The organism is Sinomonas cellulolyticus, assembly GCF_014656475.1.
Classification (GTDB): Bacteria; Actinomycetota; Actinomycetes; order Actinomycetales; family Micrococcaceae; genus Sinomonas; species Sinomonas cellulolyticus.
Map to the genome: position 1 here is coordinate 107630 of NZ_BNCM01000003.1, position 18386 is coordinate 126015.

Below are 18386 nucleotides of genomic sequence, written 5' to 3' on the forward strand. Positions count from 1 at the left end.
CCTCGTGTATGCCCCCGTCGGAGGGCCGCGTCCGGCGCCCTGCCGGCGCCCCCTTCCGGGAGCTCCTTCAGGACGGCGGCCTGGGCTCGAGTCGACTGAGGCTCCGTCTGGCGCCGAATTACTGAGGCGCACTGTAGCTATAAGCCAACTACGTTTGCGGCGCCGCTTCAAGCAGGAACGGCACGGACGGCCCGATACCGGGGACGTACGGCGGTTTTCTCCCCGCCATGAGAGCAGTCACACAGCGGCCATCGGCTAACTACCCCCGCCCGCACGCGGCTAGAGTGGCGTGTGAGTGCCAGCTGGCCAGAAGAACCCTGGACCTGCCCGGCCCTCGCAGCACCAACGGCCCTGCACGCAGGGCACCGTGACGAGACTGCCCGCTGCCGGCTGCCACCAGCTCCGGCCTCCGGGCTCGAAGAGAGGTTGGACGTGTCTGTAGGAGAGGAAACCTCGCACATCCTCAGTGGCCTGACGAATCAGCTGCCGGACCGCGATCCCGAAGAGACGAGCGAGTGGGTTGAGTCTCTTGACTCCCTGATCGAAGAGCAGGGCACGGAGCGCGCGCAGTACATCATGCGCAGCCTCCTCCAGCGCGCGGGTTCGAGAAGCGTCGGCGTCCCCATGGTCACGACGACTGACTTCGTGAACACCATCCCCGCGGACCAGGAGCCGGAGTACCCCGGCAACGAGGAGTTCGAGCGGCGGTACCGCGCCTACATGCGCTGGAATGCCGCCATCATGGTCCACCGGGCGCAGAGGCCCGGCGTGGGCGTGGGCGGGCACATCTCCACCTACGCCGGTGCGGCGACGCTCTACGAAGTGGGCTTCAACAATTTCTTCCGGGGCAAGGACCACCCGGGCGGCGGCGACCAGGTGTTCTTCCAGGGCCACGCCTCCCCCGGCATGTACGCGCGCGCGTTCATGGAAGGGCGTCTGGGCGAGGAGGACCTCGACGGGTTCCGCCAGGAGAAGTCCCGCGAGGGCCACGCCCTCTCCTCCTACCCCCACCCCCGGATGATGCCGGAGTTCTGGGAGTTCCCCACGGTCTCGATGGGGATCGGCCCGATGAACGCGATCTACCAGGCCCAGACGAACCGGTACCTGCACAACCGCGGAATCAAGGACACCTCGGACCAGCACGTGTGGGCCTTCCTCGGTGACGGCGAGATGGACGAGCCCGAGAGCCGCGGCCTGCTCCAGCTCGCCGCGAACGAGAACCTGGACAACCTCACGTTCGTCATCAACTGCAACCTCCAGCGCCTCGACGGCCCGGTCCGCGGCAACGGCAAGATCATCCAGGAGCTCGAGGCGTTCTTCCGCGGCGCGGGCTGGAACGTCATCAAGGTCATCTGGGGCCGCGAGTGGGATGACCTGCTCGCACGCGATGACAACAACCAGCTTGTGAAGATCATGAACGAGACCCTGGACGGCGACTACCAGACCTATAAGGCCGAGTCCGGCGGGTTTGTCCGGGACCACTTCTTCGGCAAGACGCCCGAGACCAAGGAGCTCGTCGCGGACCTGACGGACGAGCAGATCTGGAACCTCAAGCGCGGCGGCCACGACTACTGGAAGGTCTACGCCGCCTACAAGGCCGCCACCGAGTTCAAGGGCAAGCCGTCGGTCGTGCTCGCGATGACTGTCAAGGGCTACGGGCTCGGGACGCACTTCGAGGGCCGCAATGCGACCCACCAGATGAAGAAGATGACGCTGCAGGACCTCAAGGACTTCCGCGACCACCTGCGCATCCCGATCAGCGACGAGCAGCTCGAGGCCGACCCGTACCAGCCCCCGTACTACCACCCCGGGTTCGACGCCCCGGAGATCCAGTACATGATGCAGCGGCGCAAGGAGCTGGGCGGGTTCCTCCCCGAGCGGCGCGTCCAGCCCGAGGCGATCACGCTGCCGGCGGAGAAGTCCTTCGAGGTGGCCAAGCGCGGCTCGGGCAAGCAGCAGGCGGCGACGACGATGGCGTTCGTACGGCTGCTGAAGGACCTCATGCGGGACAAGGAGTTCGGCAAGCGGGTTGTCCCGATCGTCCCGGACGAGGCACGGACGTTCGGCATGGACGCGTTCTTCCCGACCGCCAAGATCTACAACCCCAAGGGCCAGAACTACCTCTCGGTGGACCGGGACCTGGTCCTGGCCTACAAGGAGTCCCCGGAGGGGCAGATCCTGCACGCGGGGATCAACGAGGCCGGGTCCGTCGCTGCGTTCACCGCCGCGGGCACGTCCTACGCGACCCACGGCGAGACCCTCGTGCCGGTGTACGTGTTCTACTCGATGTTCGGCTTCCAGCGCACCGGCGACGGCCTCTGGGCCGCGGCGGACCAGATGGCCCGCGGCTTCGTGATCGGCGCCACGGCGGGACGGACAACCCTGACCGGTGAGGGCACGCAGCACGCGGACGGCCACTCGCCCATCCTCGCCTCGACGAACCCCGCGGTCGTCAGCTACGACCCGGCCTACGGCTACGAGATCGGCCACATCGTCAAGGACGGCCTCGAGCGCATGTACGGCGGGAAGCACCCGGATCCGAACGTCATGTACTACCTCACGGTGTACAACGAGCCGATCGTCCAGCCCGCGGAGCCCGAGGAGCTCGACGTCGAGGGCGTGCTGAAGGGCATCTACCTGCTCGCCCCCGCGAAGATCGACGGACCGCGGACGCAGCTGCTCGCGTCCGGCGTGGCCGTGCCGTGGGCACTCGAGGCCCAGCAGATCCTCGCCGAGGAGTGGGGCGTCTCGGCCGATGTGTGGAGCGTGACGTCCTGGACCGAGCTGCGCCGCGACGGTCTGGCCGCCGAGGAGGAGGCGTTCCTCAACCCCGGCCAGGAGCCGCGCGTGCCCTTCGTCACCCAGCAGATGGCGGGTGCCACCGGGCCGATCGTGGCTGTCACGGACTACATGAAGGCCGTGCCGGACCAGATCCGCCAGTTCCTGCCGAACGAGTTCGCCACGCTCGGTGCCGACGACTTCGGATTCGCCGACACCCGCGCGGCCGCACGCAGGTACTTCCACATCGACGCCCACTCGGTCGTCGTGCGGGCGCTGCAGATGCTCGCGCGGCGGGGCGAGGTCGACGCCGATGCCCCGCGGCAGGCGTTCGAGCGGTACCAGCTCCTGGACGTCAACGCGGGAACAACCGGAAACGCGGGCGGCGAGAGCTAGTCCCCGCAGCAGGACGACGGAGGCCGCCGTCCCGCCCGCCACCGCATGAGACGGCGGCGCGTCCCACTCAGGGAGGCGCCGCCGTCGCGCTTTCTGCGCTTCCCCCGGCGCCGCGCGTGTGGCCCAGCCCACGGGCCCTTGTAGCCTTCACACAAAAGCCGCTGGTCCGGCTCGCTATGCTCATGTCCATGGCACAGCCACAGAAGTCCCCCGGCGGTGCGGCCACCGGCAAGCTCACCATCTCCCCGGCGAAGGCGGAGACCGTCAAGAAGCTCCGCGCCAACGTCGGCCAGCTCTCCACGACGACCATGCGCGAGCTCGACCGCTCGCTGCCGTGGTACTCCCGCCTCAGCGCGGACGAGCGTTCGGCACTGGGCCTCGTGGCGCAGAACGGGATTGCCGCGTTCGTCACGTGGTACGAGCGGCCCACGCTGCCCACCTGGATCCTCTCGGACGTCTTCGGTGCCGCGCCCACCGAGCTGACCCGTTCGATCAGCCTGCAGAAGGCCCTCCAGCTCATCAGGATCGTGGTGGAGACGGTCGAGGACCAGGTCCCCCACCTCGCGCCGGAGGAGGACCAGCCGGCCCTCCGCGAGGCCGTGCTGCGCTACTCCCGGGAGGTGGCCTTCGCGGCCGCGGACGTGTACGCGCGCGCCGCGGAGACGCGGGGCTCGTGGGACACGCGGCTCGAAGCCCTGATCGTCGACGCCATCCTGCGCGCCGAGAACACCGACGCCCTGCGCTCCCGCATCGCGGCCCTCGGCTGGCGCGCACAGGAGCGCTTCATGGTCGTGGTCGGCTCTTCGCCGCTGGAGCCGAGCCCCACCTATGTGGGCGAGCTGCGGCGGGCGGCCGGGCGGTACGCGCAGGACGCGCTCGTGGGGATCCAAGGCGACCGCCTCATCCTCATCCTCGGCGGGCTGCACGACGCGCAGCAGGCCGTGACGCGGCTCGCCGAGCTGTTCGCGCCCGGTCCGGTGGTGTACGGCCCCGAAGCGGCGACGCTCACCGACGCGAGCGCGTCCGCCCAGGCGGCCTTCGCCGGACTCTCCGCCGCACGCGCCTGGCCCAATGCACCCCGGCCCGTCTCAGCGGACGACCTGCTCCCCGAACGCGTCGTCGCAGGGGACGATGCCGCGCGGAGGGCCCTGATCCAGAAGATCTACCGCCCCCTCGCGGCCGCTTCGAATGGGCTCGTGGAGACCCTCAGCGCGTACATCGAGCTCGGCCACTCCCTCGAGGCGACGGCCCGTGAGCTCTTCGTCCACGCCAACACAGTGCGCTACCGCCTGCGCCGGGTCTGCGACGTCACGGGCTGGGACCCGCTGATCCCCCGCGAGGCCTTCGTCCTCCAGACGGCGCTCGTCGTGGGACGCTTGGCGGCTCCGCCCAAGCAGCCGCCGGAGCGGCACCCGCAGCGCCCGTAATGGCAAGGTCCTTACCTGACGTGGTTGTAGACTTCCTACAAACGGCGCTCGGGAGGTTGGTGTGCGCACCCTCCGCTCCCACGCGCCCCGATTTGGAAAGCTTGGTCACGTGCTAGCAATTGTCTGCCCTGGACAGGGCTCGCAGACCCCGGGGTTCCTCGCGCCGTGGCTCGATCTGCCCGCTGTCGCCGATCGGCTCGGCGCACTCGGCGAGGCGGTCGGTCTCGACCTCGTGGCCCATGGGACCACCTCGGATGAGGAGACGATCAAGGACACCGCCGTCGCCCAGCCGCTCATCGTCGCTGCCGGCCTGGTGACCGCGGAGTCGATGTTCGACGCCGCGCTGTCCGACCTGCCGGTGGTCCTCGCCGGGCACTCCGTCGGTGAGATCACGGCCTCCGCCCTCGCCGGAGTGCTCAGCGCCGAGGATGCTATGCGCTTCGTGGGCGTGCGGGCCCGGGCCATGGCGCGCGCCGCCGCCGTCACACCGACCGGCATGAGCGCCGTCGTGGGCGGCGACCGGGACGAGGTCCTCGCCGCGATCGCAGCGGCGGGCGCCGAACCCGCCAACGTCAACGGCGGCGGCCAGATCGTCGCAGCCGGCACCTTCGAGCAGCTCAAGGCCCTCGCTGAGAATCCCCCCGCCAAGGCCCGCGTGATCCCCCTCAAGGTCGCGGGCGCCTTCCACACGCAGCACATGGCCCCCGCCGTCGCGGACCTCGAAGCGCTCCGGCCGGAGCTGACGGTCGGAGACCCGACGGTGCCGCTGCTGTCGAACCACGACGGCGCGCCGGTCGCCTCGGGCGAGGCCGCCGTCGCGAGCCTCATCGCGCAGGTCTCGCGGCCGGTCCGCTGGGACCTCTGCATGGAGACCCTCGTGTCGCAGGGCGTCACCGGAGTGATCGAGCTGGCCCCGGCGGGAACGCTGGTTGGCCTGGCCAAAAGGGGCATGCCGGGCGTGAAGACCGTTGCCGTCAAGACCCCTGCGGACGTCGATGCCGCCCTCGAACTGTTCGCCGCCGACGCAGAGGGCGACGCCGAGACCACCAAGGAGACGGTGTGAGCACCCCGACCATCAAGCAGCATGAGGCCCACGAGCACGCGCGCATCCTCGGGATCGGCGGCTACCGCCCCTCCGTCATCGTCACGAACGACGACGTGTGCCAGTGGATCGACTCGTCCGACGAGTGGATCCGGCAGCGCACGGGAATCGTGACCCGTCGCCGCGCCCCCGAGGACGTCAGCGTGCTGGACATGGCCGAAGGCGCCTCGCGCGAGGCGCTCGCGTCAGCCGGGATCGACGCCTCCCAGCTGGGCGCCGTCATCGTCTCGACCGTCTCGCACCCCTACGCGACCCCCTCTGCGGCCGCCGCGCTTGCCGACCGCCTCGGAGCGACCCCCGCGCCCGCCTACGACATCTCGGCCGCCTGCGCCGGCTACTGCTATGGGATCGCCCAGGGCGACGCCCTCGTGCGTGCCGGCACTGCCGACTACGTCCTCGTGGTCGGTGCCGAGAAGCTCAGCGACTTCATCGACAACACCGAGCGCAGCATCTCGTTCCTGCTCGGCGACGGCGCGGGCGCCGTCGTGATCGGCCCCTCCGACACGCCGGGCATCGGCCGGTCGGTGTGGGGCTCCGACGGCAGCAAGTGGAGCACGATCGGCATGACCCATTCGCTCCTCGACGTGCGGGACCTCTCTGAGGAAGCCGAGCGCAACGGCGCGAGCAACGCCGCCGCGGTCCTCGGGACCGAGGCCAAGATCTGGCCGACCCTGCGCCAGGACGGGCAGAGCGTGTTCCGCTGGGCCGTGTGGGAGATGGCGAAGGTGGCCAAGCGGGCCCTCGAGGCCGCCGGGATCGAGCCGGAGGACCTCGGAGCCTTCATCCCGCACCAGGCGAACATGCGGATCATCGACGAGATGGTCAAGCAGCTGAAGCTGCCCGAGACCGTGCTCGTCGGCCGCGACATCGCCGAGTCCGGGAACACTTCCGCGGCATCCATTCCGCTTGCCACGATCCGCCTGCTCGAAGAGCACCCCGAGCTCCACGGCAAGCTGGCCCTGCAGATCGGATTCGGCGCCGGGCTCGTCTTCGGCGCGCAGGTTGTGACCCTCCCCTGATGACCATGGCCCACCCGGAACCGGGAGGGCCGCGACCAGGCCGCGGATCACGCGGCTGGACCCCTGATCCGGCGGACCGCCGGGAACCAAGAGAAGGAGCCGACATGGCAACGAACGAAGAGATCCTCGCCGGTCTGGCCGAGATCGTCAACGAGGAGACGGGCCTGGCCACGGACGCGGTCCAGATGGACAAGTCCTTCACCGACGACCTCGACATCGACTCGATCTCGATGATGACCATCGTGGTCAACGCCGAGGAGAAGTTCGGCGTCCGCATCCCGGATGAGGAAGTCAAGAACCTCACCACCGTGGGCGACGCGGTCGACTTCATCGCCAAGGCCCAGGCCTAGTCGCGGCCTCCACGGCGGCCGGCGCCCACGCGCCGGCCGCCGACTGTTTCCGCCAGCCCCGCTGGCACGACGAGCACAGACGAAAGTAGCGAAGCATGGCGCGCAAAGTTGTTGTGACCGGCCTCGGTGCCACGACGCCAATCGGCGGCGATGTCCCGACGCTGTGGCAGAACGCCCTCAAGGGCGTCTCCGGTGTCCGCAGGCTCACCGACGACTGGGTGGAGCAGTACGAGCTGCCGGTCAAGATTGCCGCCAAGCTGTCCAACCCTGCTGAGGAAGTCCTCAGCCGCGTTGAGATGAAGCGCATGGATCCCTCCACCCAGTACGGCGTCATCGCCGCACGGGAAGCGTGGAAGGACTCCGGCATCGAGGAGATCGACCACGACCGCCTCGCCGTAGCCTTCGCCACGGGCATCGGCGGCGTCTGGACCCTGCTCAACGGCTGGGACACCCTCAAGGAGAAGGGGCCCCGCCGCGTCCTGCCGATGACCGTACCGATGCTCATGCCCAACGGCGTGGCCGCTGCAGTGAGCCTCGACCTCGGCGCGCGGGCCGGTGCGCACACCCCTGTCTCCGCCTGCGCCTCGGGTACCGAGGCCATGGCCGTGGGGCAGGAGCTCATCCGCTCTGGAAAGGCTGATGTCGTGGTGGTGGGCGGCGCAGAGGCCGCCATCCATCCCATGCCGCTCGCCTCGTTCGCTGCCATGCAGGCGCTCTCCAAGCGCAACGACGATCCGGAGCACGCCTCGCGCCCGTACGACATTGACCGTGATGGCTTCGTCATGGGCGAGGGCGCGGGTGCCCTCGTGCTCGAGGCGGAGGACCATGCGCTGGCCCGTGGCGCGCGGATCTACGCGGAGCTTGCCGGGACGTCCGTCACCGCCGATGCCTACCACATCACCGCTCCGGATCCCGAGGGCCTCGGGGCAACCCGCGCACTCAAGGCCGCAATGTTCGACGCCCGGGTCCAGCCCGAGGACGTTGTCCACGTCAACGCCCACGCCACCTCCACCCCAGTGGGCGACAAGCCCGAGTACACGGCGCTGAAGGCGGCCCTCGGCAATCACGTCGACAACGTCGCCGTCTCGGCCACGAAGTCGCAGATGGGGCACCTGCTCGGCGCATCCGGCGCCGTCGAGGCGGTCCTGACCGTCCTCGCCGTCAAGGAGCGCCGTGCGCCCGCCACGATCAACCTCGACCACCAGGACCCGGAGATCCCTCTCGACGTCGTGACGACCGCGCGGGACCTGCCTCAGGGCGACATCGTCGCCCTGAGCAACTCCTTCGGCTTCGGTGGCCACAACGCGGTCATCGTGGTCCGCAACCACTGACCCACGCTTCGCGAGACGCGAGAGGGCCCGCCGTGCCGACGGCGGGCCCTCTCGCGTCTCGCAGGAGAAGCCGACGGAGGAATACGGCGGTTCTAGCCGACCCGGTGCAGCCAGCGGACGGGGGCGCCCTCGGCGGCATGGCGGAAGGGCTCGAGTTCCTCGTCCCAAGCCTCGCCGAGCGCGAGGGAGAGCTCGTGGTAGACGACCGTGGGATCACCTGCCCCGGCCTCGTACGCGTAGCGGATGCGGTCCTCGGAGACCACGATGTTCCCGTGGACGTCGGTCATGCCGTGGAAGATGCCGAGCTCGGGGGTGTGGGACCAGCGCGCCCCGTCCACTCCCGGGCTCGCCTCTTCCGTGACCTCGTAGCGCAGATGCGCCCAGCCGCGGAGCGCGGAAGCGAGCTGGGCGCCCGTTCCAGGTGCCCCAACCCAGGAGAATTCGGCACGGAACATCCCCGGAGCGGCTGGCTGAGCCGTCCAGTCGAGGTCCGTGCGCTTGTCGACCACCGAGCCGATGGCCCACTCGACGTGGGGGCACAGCGCGCTCGGTGCCGAGTGCACGAACAGCAGACCGCGGGTCTTCACTGCAGACATTCCATCCTCCATCGCTGTCGGTACGTCTTCCCCTACGACCGTCAGCCTGGCGGTGGCGCCGGCATCCTGCGGTGATGAAGTTGTCACAGACCCGGCGACGATGCGCCGGAGGCCTTGTCGCGACCATTCTGCCCGACGAGGTCACGATGCGCCAGTGCGCCTCACCTGCTGGCGCGACCTCCTACGCGCGAGGATGGGACGCTGTGTAGCTTGCCCTGAGCCGTTCAACGGAAACGTGGGTGTAGAGCTGGGTCGTCGCGAGGCTCGCGTGGCCGAGGAGCTCCTGCACGCTGCGGAGGTCAGCCCCGCCGTCGAGGAGATGGGTCGCCGCGGTGTGCCTGAGGGCATGGGGTCCACGGGCCGAGGTGTCCCCGAGGGCCGCCAGCGCACGGTCTACCACCTCGCGTGCCTGCCGCTGCCCGAGGCGGCCTCCCCGCTTTCCCAGGAAGAGGGCCGGGCCGCTGCCGGCCGTCACGAGGGCGTTGCGCACCCCGAACCAGCGCACGAGGGCATCGGCCGCCGGGACGCCGAAGGGGACCGTACGTTCCTTGTTGCCCTTGCCCAGGACGCGGACCGTTCTCCGTTCGAGGTCGACATCGTCGGCATCCAGGCCGACGAGTTCGCCGACACGTATCCCCGTTGCGTAAAGCAGCTCGAGGACTGCCACGTCGCGCACGGCCAGCGGCTCGCCTTCCCCAGCGGCGACCGCAGCGTCCTGGACGAGACGCTCGGCCTGGTCCTGGTGCAGTACCTCGGGGAGATGCTGCTGGCGCTTGGGCGAGGCGAGGCGCAGTGAGGGGTCGGCGTCCACGTGACCCTCGCGCGCGGCCCACGCCATGAACGACCGCGCAGCAGCAGCACGGCGCGCCAACGTGGACCTCGACAGGCCTGACTCGCTCTGCCGGCCCAGCCACCGGCGCAGCATGGCGAGATCGACGCTCCGCAGGTCCACGGCGCCGTCCTCCGCTGCCGAGGTGAGCATCGACCGGAGGTCGGACTCGTAGGCGCGGACGGTATGGATGGAACGCGACCTCTCCAAGTCCAGATAGCGCAGGAAGGCGTTGAGTGGTTGGGCCATGGGTCCGGACACACCGGAGCCGACCGCGGACGATGTCCCCTCTCCCACCGATTGCCTCCTTCGCTATCCCTTCGGCCATCGTCTCCCACCTGCCTCCGCCCACCGCCCATGGCACGCCGTGCACCTCTCGGAGCGCCATTGTCCAGATATCGCTTCCTCTCCACGTGGGACACCTCTAGGCGGCACCCCGGACCCGCCGCCAGCCCCCCTCGGTGCGTTCGGCCAATCCGAGCAGCGACAATCGCCCGAGCCCAGAACGGACCTCTGCTTCACTGAGTCCCGCCACCACCGCGAGCTGTTCCACTTCGGAACCACGCCGCACGGGGAGGGCCTCGAGAACCATGAGGTCGACCAGTGACAGGCCATCATGGGGCCGTGCCGGCGTCGCAGGCTCCTCCGCGAGGCCTTCCCCTGCGGGTGCTATGAGCTCGAAGACTTCCTTCGCTTCGGTCACGCACGTCGCCCCGTCTCTGAGGAGCCTGTGGCAGCCGGCAGAATTGGCGCTGTACACCGAGCCCGGGACGGCGGCGACGTGGCGCCCGAGCTCCACCGCTCGACGGGCGGTGCTCAGCGCACCCGATCTCCAGCGGGCCTCGACGACGACGGTGACCGCCGACATCGCCGCGATCAACCGGTTCCTTTTCAGGAAGCGGTGCTTGGACGGAGAGGCACCGGGCGGAAGTTCCGAGACAAGATGGCCGCGCCTGGCCACCTCGCGGAGGAGGTCCTCGTGCCCAGACGGATAGTAGCGGTCCACTCCCCCGGCGAGAACGGCAACCGTGGGCACGGACGGCCCCGACGAGGTCAGAGCCGCCCGATGCGCCTGACCGTCGATGCCGTAGGCCCCGCCGCTGACGACTGTCACGCCCACGTCGACGAGCCCCCGGGCAATGTCGCCTGAGACCGACAGCCCATATCCGGTGGCATCCCGAGAGCCGACCACGGCCGCGCTCTGACCAGTGGTCGGAAGCGGCTCCTCTCCGCGGACCCATAGGCACAGGGGAGACTCGGCGCCGAGGTCTTCGAGACCCGGTGGCCACTCATCGTCCTCAGGCGTCACGAGCCGACCGCCAAACCGGGCGATCGTCTCGAGGTCGCGCTCGGGTGCCAGCTGGGCCACACGGGGACGCCATCTCTCGAGGGCCGCTGGCAGGGTACCCAGAGGGGCCACCGCTTGGGACCGCTTCCGGGTATCCCCGGCCGGGTCGAGGACCGCACTGATCTCAGCGACCTCGTCGGACCCCGCGCCGCCGCAGGCGATCCGAAGGGCCTGCTCCGGTCCGAATGCCTCAACGAGGAGCGTCCCCATGGGGTCCAAGGGTTCGAACAGTCGTGAGAGCGCCGCCCGTGCGATGCGTGTCTGGTCCATGGTTCCCCCGTCCGCGGCGCCAAGCCAGCCGCCTCGTGTCTGGTGCGGGGCCGTCACGCCGCCATCACCGCCTGCCTGAGCGTGAGGGCCTGCCCCACTTCGTCGCTGCCCGGTCGGTCCAGTCCGGCAAGATCAGCCACGGACCAGGCCAGTCGCAGCACCCTGTCGAAGCCGCGCGCGGTGAGCGTGTTCGTCATCATGGCGCGGTCCAGGAGTCCGGTGGCTGCCGGATCGAGCCGGAGCTGGCCGCGGAGCACCCGCCCGGGCACCTGGGCGTTGGTCTCAAGGCCGAAGGGGCGAAGTCGCTCGGCCTGCCGTCGTCGGGCTTCGAGAACGCGGAGAGCTACATCGGCCGAGGCCTCGCCGGCCGCGCCGCCGCCGCCGAAATCGACGGCCGAGACCCTGCTGATCGGAAGCTGGATGTCTACCCGGTCCAGAAGGGGCCCGGAGATCCTGCCGAAATAGCGCCTCTTGGCCTGGGCGGTGCACGTGCAGTCAAGCGCCTTCCCGATGCCCTTGCCACAGGGGCAAGGGTTGGCCGCGAGCACGAGCTGGAAGCGTGCGGGGTAGGCTGCTGCGCCGGCCATCCGGTGGATCACGAGCTCGCCGCTCTCGAGCGGCTCCCGCAGCGAGTCGAGGACGCGTCGATCGTACTCGGGCGCCTCGTCAAGGAACAGCACCCCGCGGTGGGCCCTCGAGGCAGCCCCGGGCCGCGGCAGTCCCGATCCGCCGCCGATGATGGCGGGCGCGCTGGCCGTGTGGTGGGGGCTCTCGAACGGCGGCCGACGGACGAGATCCTCCCTGCTCCCTGCGAGGCCCGAGAGGGAGTGGATCGCCGTGACCTCCATGGCCGCCTCGTCGTCCAGATCCGGCAGGATGCCCGGGAGCCGCTCGGCGAGCATCGTCTTCCCCGCGCCCGGCGGACCGACGAGGAGCAGATGGTGGCCCCCGGCTGCGGCGACTTCGACCGCTGCACGAGCCTCGGACTGGCCGGCCACATCCCGCAGATCAGGCTCCCCAAGCGCGCCACCCGGCCGTGAGCGGTCCCCAGCGTCGGCCGTCGAGGCTTCGCCCACTCCATCCTGGGCCGGCGCAACAGAGACGGCCTCCGGATCCGCCCCGAGATCGAGCGCAAGATGCCCGAGGGACTGGTAGGCATGCACCCGCGCCCCAGGGACGAGGGAAGCCTCGTGCGCGTTCGCGGGGGCGACCACAACGTCCGCCCGCCCCGCCCGGACCGCCGCCATCACCGCGGGCAGCACACCCCGCACAGGGCGCAGCTGGCCGTCGAGGCCGAGCTCGGCGAGGAACACGACGCCCGCTGGCGGCCTGAGGTCACCGGCAGCCGCCAGGGAGGCCACGGCAATCGCGAGGTCAAACCCCGTCCCCCGCTTCGGCAAAGACGCGGGAATGAGGTTGACCGTGATCTTGCGCCTGCTCAGAGGGAGGCCACTGTTCTTCGCTGCGCTGCGGATTCGCTCCCGGGCCTCGCTGAGCGCGGAGTCCGGCAGCCCGAGGAGAACGAAATTGGGCAGAGTCTGGCCGATGTCGGCCTCGACCTCCACGAGGTAGCCGTTCAGGCCCACCAGCGCCACGCCCAGCGCCCTCCCGACCCCCGGCATCACGCCACGCCCCGGAGGTGCTCGATGACAGGCTGCGACCCCATCGGTCCCGTCACCGCCACGACATCCACCCGGCGCGGACAGCTCGCCATGCCGTGCGCCGATGCCCACGCCCCCAAGAGCCGCACCAGCCGGCCCAGCTTGGCCGCGTCCACCGCTTCGAAGGGATGCCCTAAGTCCCACGAGCCGCGGGACTTCACCTCCACCGCGACAAGCGTTCCCCCATCAGCGGCAACAATGTCCAGCTCACCCTCGCGGCACCGCCAGTTGCGGTCCAGCACCGCCGCACCCGCCCGCTGGAGATAGTCTTGCGCGAGCTGCTCGCCGCGCTGGCCCAATCTGTCCTTGGCTCTCATACGACCACGCTCGCGTGGTCCAGCCGGCCAAGGAAGCGGCCCCAGACCCTATGTGGACAACACGCCCACACCTGCCCCTGTTGAGGGCAAAGACACCGACTCCAGCTCTACCGGACGGCAGGACGATAGCCAGACAGCTGACCTCTCGGAGCGCTTAGCCGAGGCCGCCCTTCGGCAGCCCCAGGTCCTCGACCTTTGGCAGCTCCTCGACGTTGACGTCCTTGAAGGTGATGACCCGGACGCTCTTGACGAACCGGGCGGTCCGGTAGACGTCCCAGACCCACGCGTCCTGGAGGGTCAGGTCGAAGTAGACCTCGCCGTCGGCCGAGCGCGCCTGGAGGTCAACATGGTTGGCGAGGTAGAACCGCCGTTCGGTCTCCACCACGTAGCTGAACAGCGAGACGACGTCCCGGTACTCGCGGTAGAGCTGGAGCTCCATGTCCGTCTCGTAGTTCTCAAGGTCTTCGGCGCTCATAGTCCTATCCTTCCAGCTCGCCGGCCGTGGCGAGGTGCCACGAACGGCGGTGCAGCGGCGTGGGTCCGTGCTCGAGGATCGCAGCGCGGTGCTCCGGGGTCGCGTACCCCTTGTTCACTGCCCAGCCGAACCGCGGGTCCTCCGTGCCGTAGCCCACCATGAGGGAGTCCCGCTCCACCTTCGCCACGATGCTCGCGGCGGCGACGGCCTGGCACGAGAGATCCGCCTTGATGGTCGTCGTCACGGGTGCGATCGGTGTGCGCGGCGGCCCGTCGAAGAGCGAACCCTGGCCACCCCGGGTGAGCCAGTCGTAGTTGCCGTCAAGGTGCACCGCGTCGGGGACGACGCCGTCTGCGGCGATCTGCTCGAGGGCCCTGAGCCCCGCCAGCCGCAGCGCCTCCATGATCCCCACCTCGTCGATCTCCTCGGCGCTCGCGTGTCCGACGGCGGCCCCCACGGCCCAGCGGCGGATCAGCGGGACGAGTTCCACCCGGCGCTCGGGCGTGAGGAGCTTGCTGTCGCGCAGCACGGTCCGCGTCACGACCGTGCGCGCATCCACGACCACGACCCCCACCGAGACCGGTCCGGCCAGCGCACCGCGGCCCACCTCGTCGCACCCTGCCACAAGGGGACCGTAGGAGGAGGCGAGGCGGTTCACGAAGCGCAGCGTAGGCGCCGTCGAGCGTCGCGGAACGGCCGGCGCTGTGAGCGCCGCCGGAAGCGGTGAGCGCGGTGTCATTTCGGTGCAGGCACGTTCTTGAACGTGTCGGGGTAGCTGTCGAGCGTGCGGATGCGGTTGAGCGGCCAGGCGATGACGGCGGCCTGGCCCTCGACGTCTCCGAGGGAGACGAAGCCCGAACCCGGCTGGAGCGCTTCATGGTACCGCGAGTCGGCGGAGTGGTTACGGTTGTCGCCCATGACCCAGATATCCCCCTCGGGGACCGTGACGTCAAATGGGACGACACGGGGAACCTCCGCCGGGTTGACGTAGGGCTCGGTGAGGGCCTGTCCGTTCACGGTGAGGTGGCCGCCGGCGTCGCAGCAGACGACATGGTCCCCCGGCAGCCCGATGACCCTCTTGATGAGGTGCTGCTGGGACGTGTCAGGCAGGAGCCCGATGAACTCGAGGACATCCGTGACCGGGTTCGTGGACGCGGGCGGCGCGGGCGGCAGCCAGCCCTTCGTGTCCTTGAACACCACGACGTCACCGCGGTGCAGGGGGAAGTTCCGCGGGATGAAGAGGTTCACGAAGATGCGGTCGTTCTCCTCGAGGGTCGGCACCATCGACTCGGAAGGAATGTAGAACGCCTTGAAGAGGAAGGTCTTGATGAGGAAGGACAGCACGATGGCGACGCCGAGGATGATCGCGATCTCCCGGAGCCAGGCCATCAGGCCGCTGTGCTTCCGCCCCCCACGCCCCGTGTGGTCCGAACCGGCCGGCTCCGGGTCCGCGCCCGCTGACTCGGGTCCGGCATGTCGGCTGCGCATCAGTGGGTGTCCTGTTCCGTCGCGTGGGTGGTCAACCCGCCCAATCTATCAAGTGGCCAGAGGATCGCCACCGGCCGGCCGATCACCTTGTCCGCCCGCACGAGGCCGCCGCCCGGCGCGCCGAGGAGGCTCCGCGAGTCGGCGGAGACCGAGCGGTGGTCCCCCAGGAGCCAGAGCCGCCCGGCAGGCACGACGACGTCGAACGGCTGCGCGCTCGGAGCGTCGCCCGGGTACACATAGGGCTCGTCAAGCGGCTGCCCGTTCACCTCGAGCTTCCCTGCGGCGGTGCAGCAGCGCACGTGGTCTCCCCCCACCCCGACGACGCGCTTGACGTACACGGTGTCGTTGGGAAGAAGGCCGAACCACTCGCCGATCCCCTGGACGAGATCGCCCGCCCACCCTCGTCCGGAATTCAACGGAGCGAAGGAGCCGCGCCCGTCGAAGACAACGACGTCACCGCGGCGGATGGGCTCCTGGTCGGCGAAGGAGCGCACGACGGCGATCCGGTCGCCCGGTTCGAGGAGCGGCTCCATCGAGGCGGAGGGGATGTAGAAGACGTCCAGGAGCGCCGCCCTGACCACGCCCCAGACGACCAGGGCGAGGACGACGGCCACAACGGCCGAACGCCAGCCCCGCAGACGGGACTGGCGTTCGGTTCGTGCCACGGTTTCAGCCATGGTGGCGCGGAGCACCCGGATGGCGCGCGGACTACTTGGCGTTGCTGTAGTCGCGCTTCTCCTTGATCTTCGCGGCCTTGCCGCGGAGCTCGCGCATGTAGTAGAGCTTCGCGCGACGCACGTCGCCCTTGGTCACGACCTCGATCTTCTCGATGATCGGCGAGTGCACCGGGAAGGTACGCTCCACGCCGACACCGAAGGAGACCTTGCGGACCGTGAAGGTCTCGCGCACGCCGTGGCCCTGACGGCCGACGACGAACCCCTGGAAGACCTGGACGCGGGAGTTCTTGCCCTCGATGATGTTCACGTGCACCTTGAGGGTGTCACCGGGAGCGAACTCCGGGATGTCGGAGCGCAGCGAAGCGGCGTCAACGGCGTCGAGAATGTTCATGATCTTCTCCTGGCAGATGCCACAGGCCACCTGCTTTGGTGTGCGGCCCACACCGCACTGAGGCGGCAGAGCCCGAATCCTTGACCGCCAGCCGAAAGCCCCGGCGAGGCGGCGTGTCCGTTCCGTTGGCCAGGGCCCCCTGTGGCAGGTCCCGTGCCCGGCAGACACAACGATCCATTGTGCCACAGGGCAGCCGTGCGGCGCATCTTGAGACGCGGGCAGGCGCGGCTCTCAGGCCCGGCGCAGCTTCCCGTCGGCGACCTCGTAGCCGAGCTCGCGCAGCACCGACCGCTCGGCCTTCCCGTACGGCGCAGCGTCCGCCCCGTCGAGCAGCTCGGGGCGCCGGGCCGCCGTGCGGCGCAGCTGCTGCTCGAGCCGCCACGACGCGATCCTCCCGTGGTTGCCCGAGAGCAGGACCTCGGGCACCTCGAGCCCTCGCCAGGACGAGGGCTTGGTGTAGACCGGGTACTCGAGGAGCCCGTCGGCGTGGGACTCCTCCACGAGGGACTCAGGGTTGCCCACCACACCGGGAATGAGCCTGCCGACGGCCTCGACCATCGCCATGACGGCCACCTCTCCCCCGTTGAGGACGTAGTCCCCGATGCTCACGGGGCGCACGTCGAAGCCCTCAGCGGCCCACTGGAGGACTCTTTCGTCGATCCCCTCGTAGCGGCCGCACGCGAAGGCGAGCGTGGGCTCCTCGGCCAGCTCGTAGGCCATCGCCTGGGTGAAGACCGCCCCTGCTGGGGACGGCACGATCAGGACCGGACGGCGGGGGGCGACGGCGGCGTCGTCGCGCGTCCCCTCCGCTGCGGACATCCGCGACTGTTCGGCGAGCACCTTCTCGAGGGCGAGCCCCCACGGCTCCGGCTTCATCACCATGCCGGCGCCGCCGCCGTAGGGCGTGTCGTCCACGGTGTGGTGCCGGTCGAAGGTGAAGTCACGCAGATCGTGCACGGCCAGGCTCAGGAGGCCGTCCTCCTGGGCGCGGCCGAGCAGCGAGAGCCGCAGCGGTGCCAGATAGTCCGGGAAGATGCTGACGACGTCGATCCGCACCTATGCCTCCCGGTTGAGCTCGAACAGCCCGGGCGGGGGCACCACGACCACGAATCCGCCCTCGAGGTCCACCTCGGGCACGATCTCCTCGACGAACGGCACGAGCACCTCGCCGTCGGGAGTGTCCACAACGAGGAGGTCCTGGACCGGCATGGTCTGCAGCGCGGACACCGTGCCCACGTCGCGCCCATCCACGCGGACGGCCAGACCCACGAGCTCGTGCTCGTACCAGCCCTCGTCGTCGTCCTCGAGCTCATCGGAGTCCAGGAACAGCTTCGCGCCGCGCAGCTCCTCGGCGCGGTTGCGGTCCGGGACCTCGGAGAAGGAGAGGAGGAGGATGTCCTTGTTCCACCGCGCCGCGCGCAGCGTCAGAGGTCCGTGGGACGCGGGCTCGACCGTGAACTGGGTCCCCGGCACGAACCGGTCTTCCGGGGCGTCGGTGAAGACCTGGGCCGTGACCTCCCCGCGGATGCCGTGCGGCTTGCCGATCCTGGCGACCTGGACGTGCATGGCTGTTCGGGCTCCTGACTCTGTGGCAGTCCACCCAGGGGACGGACATCGGTGAAAACGGCTCCGGCCCCTCCACCCCGGCGGGGAGAGGGGCCGGATTGGCCTTGCTGGCGGCGTGTCGCCTACCGGCGGCGGTCGGTGTCCACGACGTCGACACGGACCTGCTCGCCGTCCGCGAGGGCAGCGACCACCGTGCGCAGCGCGCGGGCGGTGCGTCCCTGGCGGCCGATGACACGGCCCAGGTCGTCTTGGTGGACGCGCACTTCGAGGATGTCGCCGCGGCGGGTGGACTTCGCCTGGACCGCTACATCATCCGGGTTGTCCACGATGCCGCGGACAAGGTGCTCGAGTGCCTCGGCGAGCAA

At 69.8% G+C, this 18386-nt stretch carries 19 protein-coding genes; 6 read left to right on the plus strand and 13 right to left on the minus strand.

The genetic code is table 11. The features are described 5' to 3' along the window. Positions 1-432: 432 nt before the first annotated feature. From aceE to fabF, 6 genes are all read left to right on the plus strand, one after another. Positions 433-3174, plus strand: a complete 2742-nt coding sequence (gene aceE, locus IE231_RS04565; protein ID WP_189692764.1) for a pyruvate dehydrogenase (acetyl-transferring), homodimeric type — start codon at positions 433-435, stop codon at positions 3172-3174. Between the two features lie 188 nt (positions 3175-3362). Next, a complete protein-coding gene (locus tag IE231_RS04570; RefSeq protein WP_189692765.1) occupies positions 3363-4601 on the plus strand; it encodes a PucR family transcriptional regulator in 1239 nt (412 codons plus the stop codon). Between the two features lie 109 nt (positions 4602-4710). Further along, positions 4711-5664, plus strand: a complete 954-nt coding sequence (locus IE231_RS04575) for an ACP S-malonyltransferase (RefSeq protein ID WP_189692766.1) — start codon at positions 4711-4713, stop codon at positions 5662-5664. Beyond that, on the plus strand, positions 5661-6722 hold the full coding sequence (locus IE231_RS04580) for a beta-ketoacyl-ACP synthase III (protein ID WP_189692767.1): 1062 nt from the start codon (positions 5661-5663) through the stop codon (positions 6720-6722). The genes IE231_RS04575 and IE231_RS04580 overlap by 4 nt, the downstream gene beginning before the upstream one ends. Before the next feature lie 104 nt (positions 6723-6826). After that, positions 6827-7072 (plus strand): acyl carrier protein, encoded by a 246-nt coding sequence (locus IE231_RS04585; RefSeq protein ID WP_189692768.1) that lies wholly within the window; start codon positions 6827-6829, stop codon positions 7070-7072. A 95-nt stretch (positions 7073-7167) separates the two neighbouring features. Continuing rightward, positions 7168-8403, plus strand: coding sequence for a beta-ketoacyl-ACP synthase II (fabF, locus tag IE231_RS04590; protein ID WP_189692769.1), 1236 nt, complete (start codon positions 7168-7170; stop codon positions 8401-8403). Between the two features lie 92 nt (positions 8404-8495). On the opposite strand, the gene IE231_RS04595 is transcribed toward fabF, so the two are convergent. From IE231_RS04595 to IE231_RS04655, 13 genes are all read right to left on the minus strand, one after another. Further along, complete coding sequence (locus IE231_RS04595; protein ID WP_189692770.1) at positions 8496-8999, minus strand: DUF3145 domain-containing protein; 504 nt, start codon at positions 8997-8999, stop codon at positions 8496-8498. Between the two features lie 181 nt (positions 9000-9180). Further along, positions 9181-10077, minus strand: coding sequence for a tyrosine recombinase XerC (locus IE231_RS04600; protein ID WP_189692978.1), 897 nt, complete (start codon positions 10075-10077; stop codon positions 9181-9183). Positions 10078-10252: 175 nt separating this feature from the next. Further along, positions 10253-11446, minus strand: coding sequence for a DNA-processing protein DprA (dprA, locus tag IE231_RS04605; protein WP_189692771.1), 1194 nt, complete (start codon positions 11444-11446; stop codon positions 10253-10255). Between the two features lie 53 nt (positions 11447-11499). Then, positions 11500-13068 carry a YifB family Mg chelatase-like AAA ATPase gene (locus tag IE231_RS04610; protein ID WP_189692772.1) on the minus strand — a complete coding sequence of 523 codons (1569 nt, stop codon included), beginning with the start codon at positions 13066-13068 and terminating at the stop codon, positions 11500-11502. After that, complete coding sequence (locus IE231_RS04615; RefSeq protein WP_189692773.1) at positions 13068-13424, minus strand: YraN family protein; 357 nt, start codon at positions 13422-13424, stop codon at positions 13068-13070. Before IE231_RS04615 ends, IE231_RS04610 begins: the two co-directional genes overlap by 1 nt. 154 nt (positions 13425-13578) lie before the next feature. Continuing rightward, positions 13579-13899: a DUF2469 domain-containing protein gene (locus tag IE231_RS04620; RefSeq protein ID WP_189692774.1), complete on the minus strand. Its 321-nt coding sequence runs from the start codon at positions 13897-13899 to the stop codon at positions 13579-13581. Between the two features lie 4 nt (positions 13900-13903). Further along, positions 13904-14557 carry a ribonuclease HII gene (gene rnhB / locus IE231_RS04625; protein WP_229866494.1) on the minus strand — a complete coding sequence of 218 codons (654 nt, stop codon included), beginning with the start codon at positions 14555-14557 and terminating at the stop codon, positions 13904-13906. Between the two features lie 77 nt (positions 14558-14634). Beyond that, positions 14635-15288, minus strand: a complete 654-nt coding sequence (gene lepB, locus IE231_RS04630) for a signal peptidase I (RefSeq protein ID WP_306341557.1) — start codon at positions 15286-15288, stop codon at positions 14635-14637. A 98-nt stretch (positions 15289-15386) separates the two neighbouring features. After that, positions 15387-16052 (minus strand): signal peptidase I, encoded by a 666-nt coding sequence (gene lepB / locus IE231_RS04635; RefSeq protein WP_189692777.1) that lies wholly within the window; start codon positions 16050-16052, stop codon positions 15387-15389. Between the two features lie 43 nt (positions 16053-16095). Continuing rightward, complete coding sequence (rplS, locus tag IE231_RS04640; protein ID WP_189692778.1) at positions 16096-16455, minus strand: 50S ribosomal protein L19; 360 nt, start codon at positions 16453-16455, stop codon at positions 16096-16098. A gap of 231 nt (positions 16456-16686) precedes the next feature. Then, positions 16687-17511: a tRNA (guanosine(37)-N1)-methyltransferase TrmD gene (gene trmD / locus IE231_RS04645; RefSeq protein ID WP_189692779.1), complete on the minus strand. Its 825-nt coding sequence runs from the start codon at positions 17509-17511 to the stop codon at positions 16687-16689. Next, a complete protein-coding gene (rimM, locus tag IE231_RS04650; RefSeq protein ID WP_189692780.1) occupies positions 17512-18021 on the minus strand; it encodes a ribosome maturation factor RimM in 510 nt (169 codons plus the stop codon). A 122-nt stretch (positions 18022-18143) separates the two neighbouring features. Next, the gene (locus IE231_RS04655) at positions 18144-18386 is read right to left on the minus strand and encodes an RNA-binding protein (protein ID WP_189692781.1); all 243 of its coding nucleotides are present in this window, start codon (positions 18384-18386) and stop codon (positions 18144-18146) included.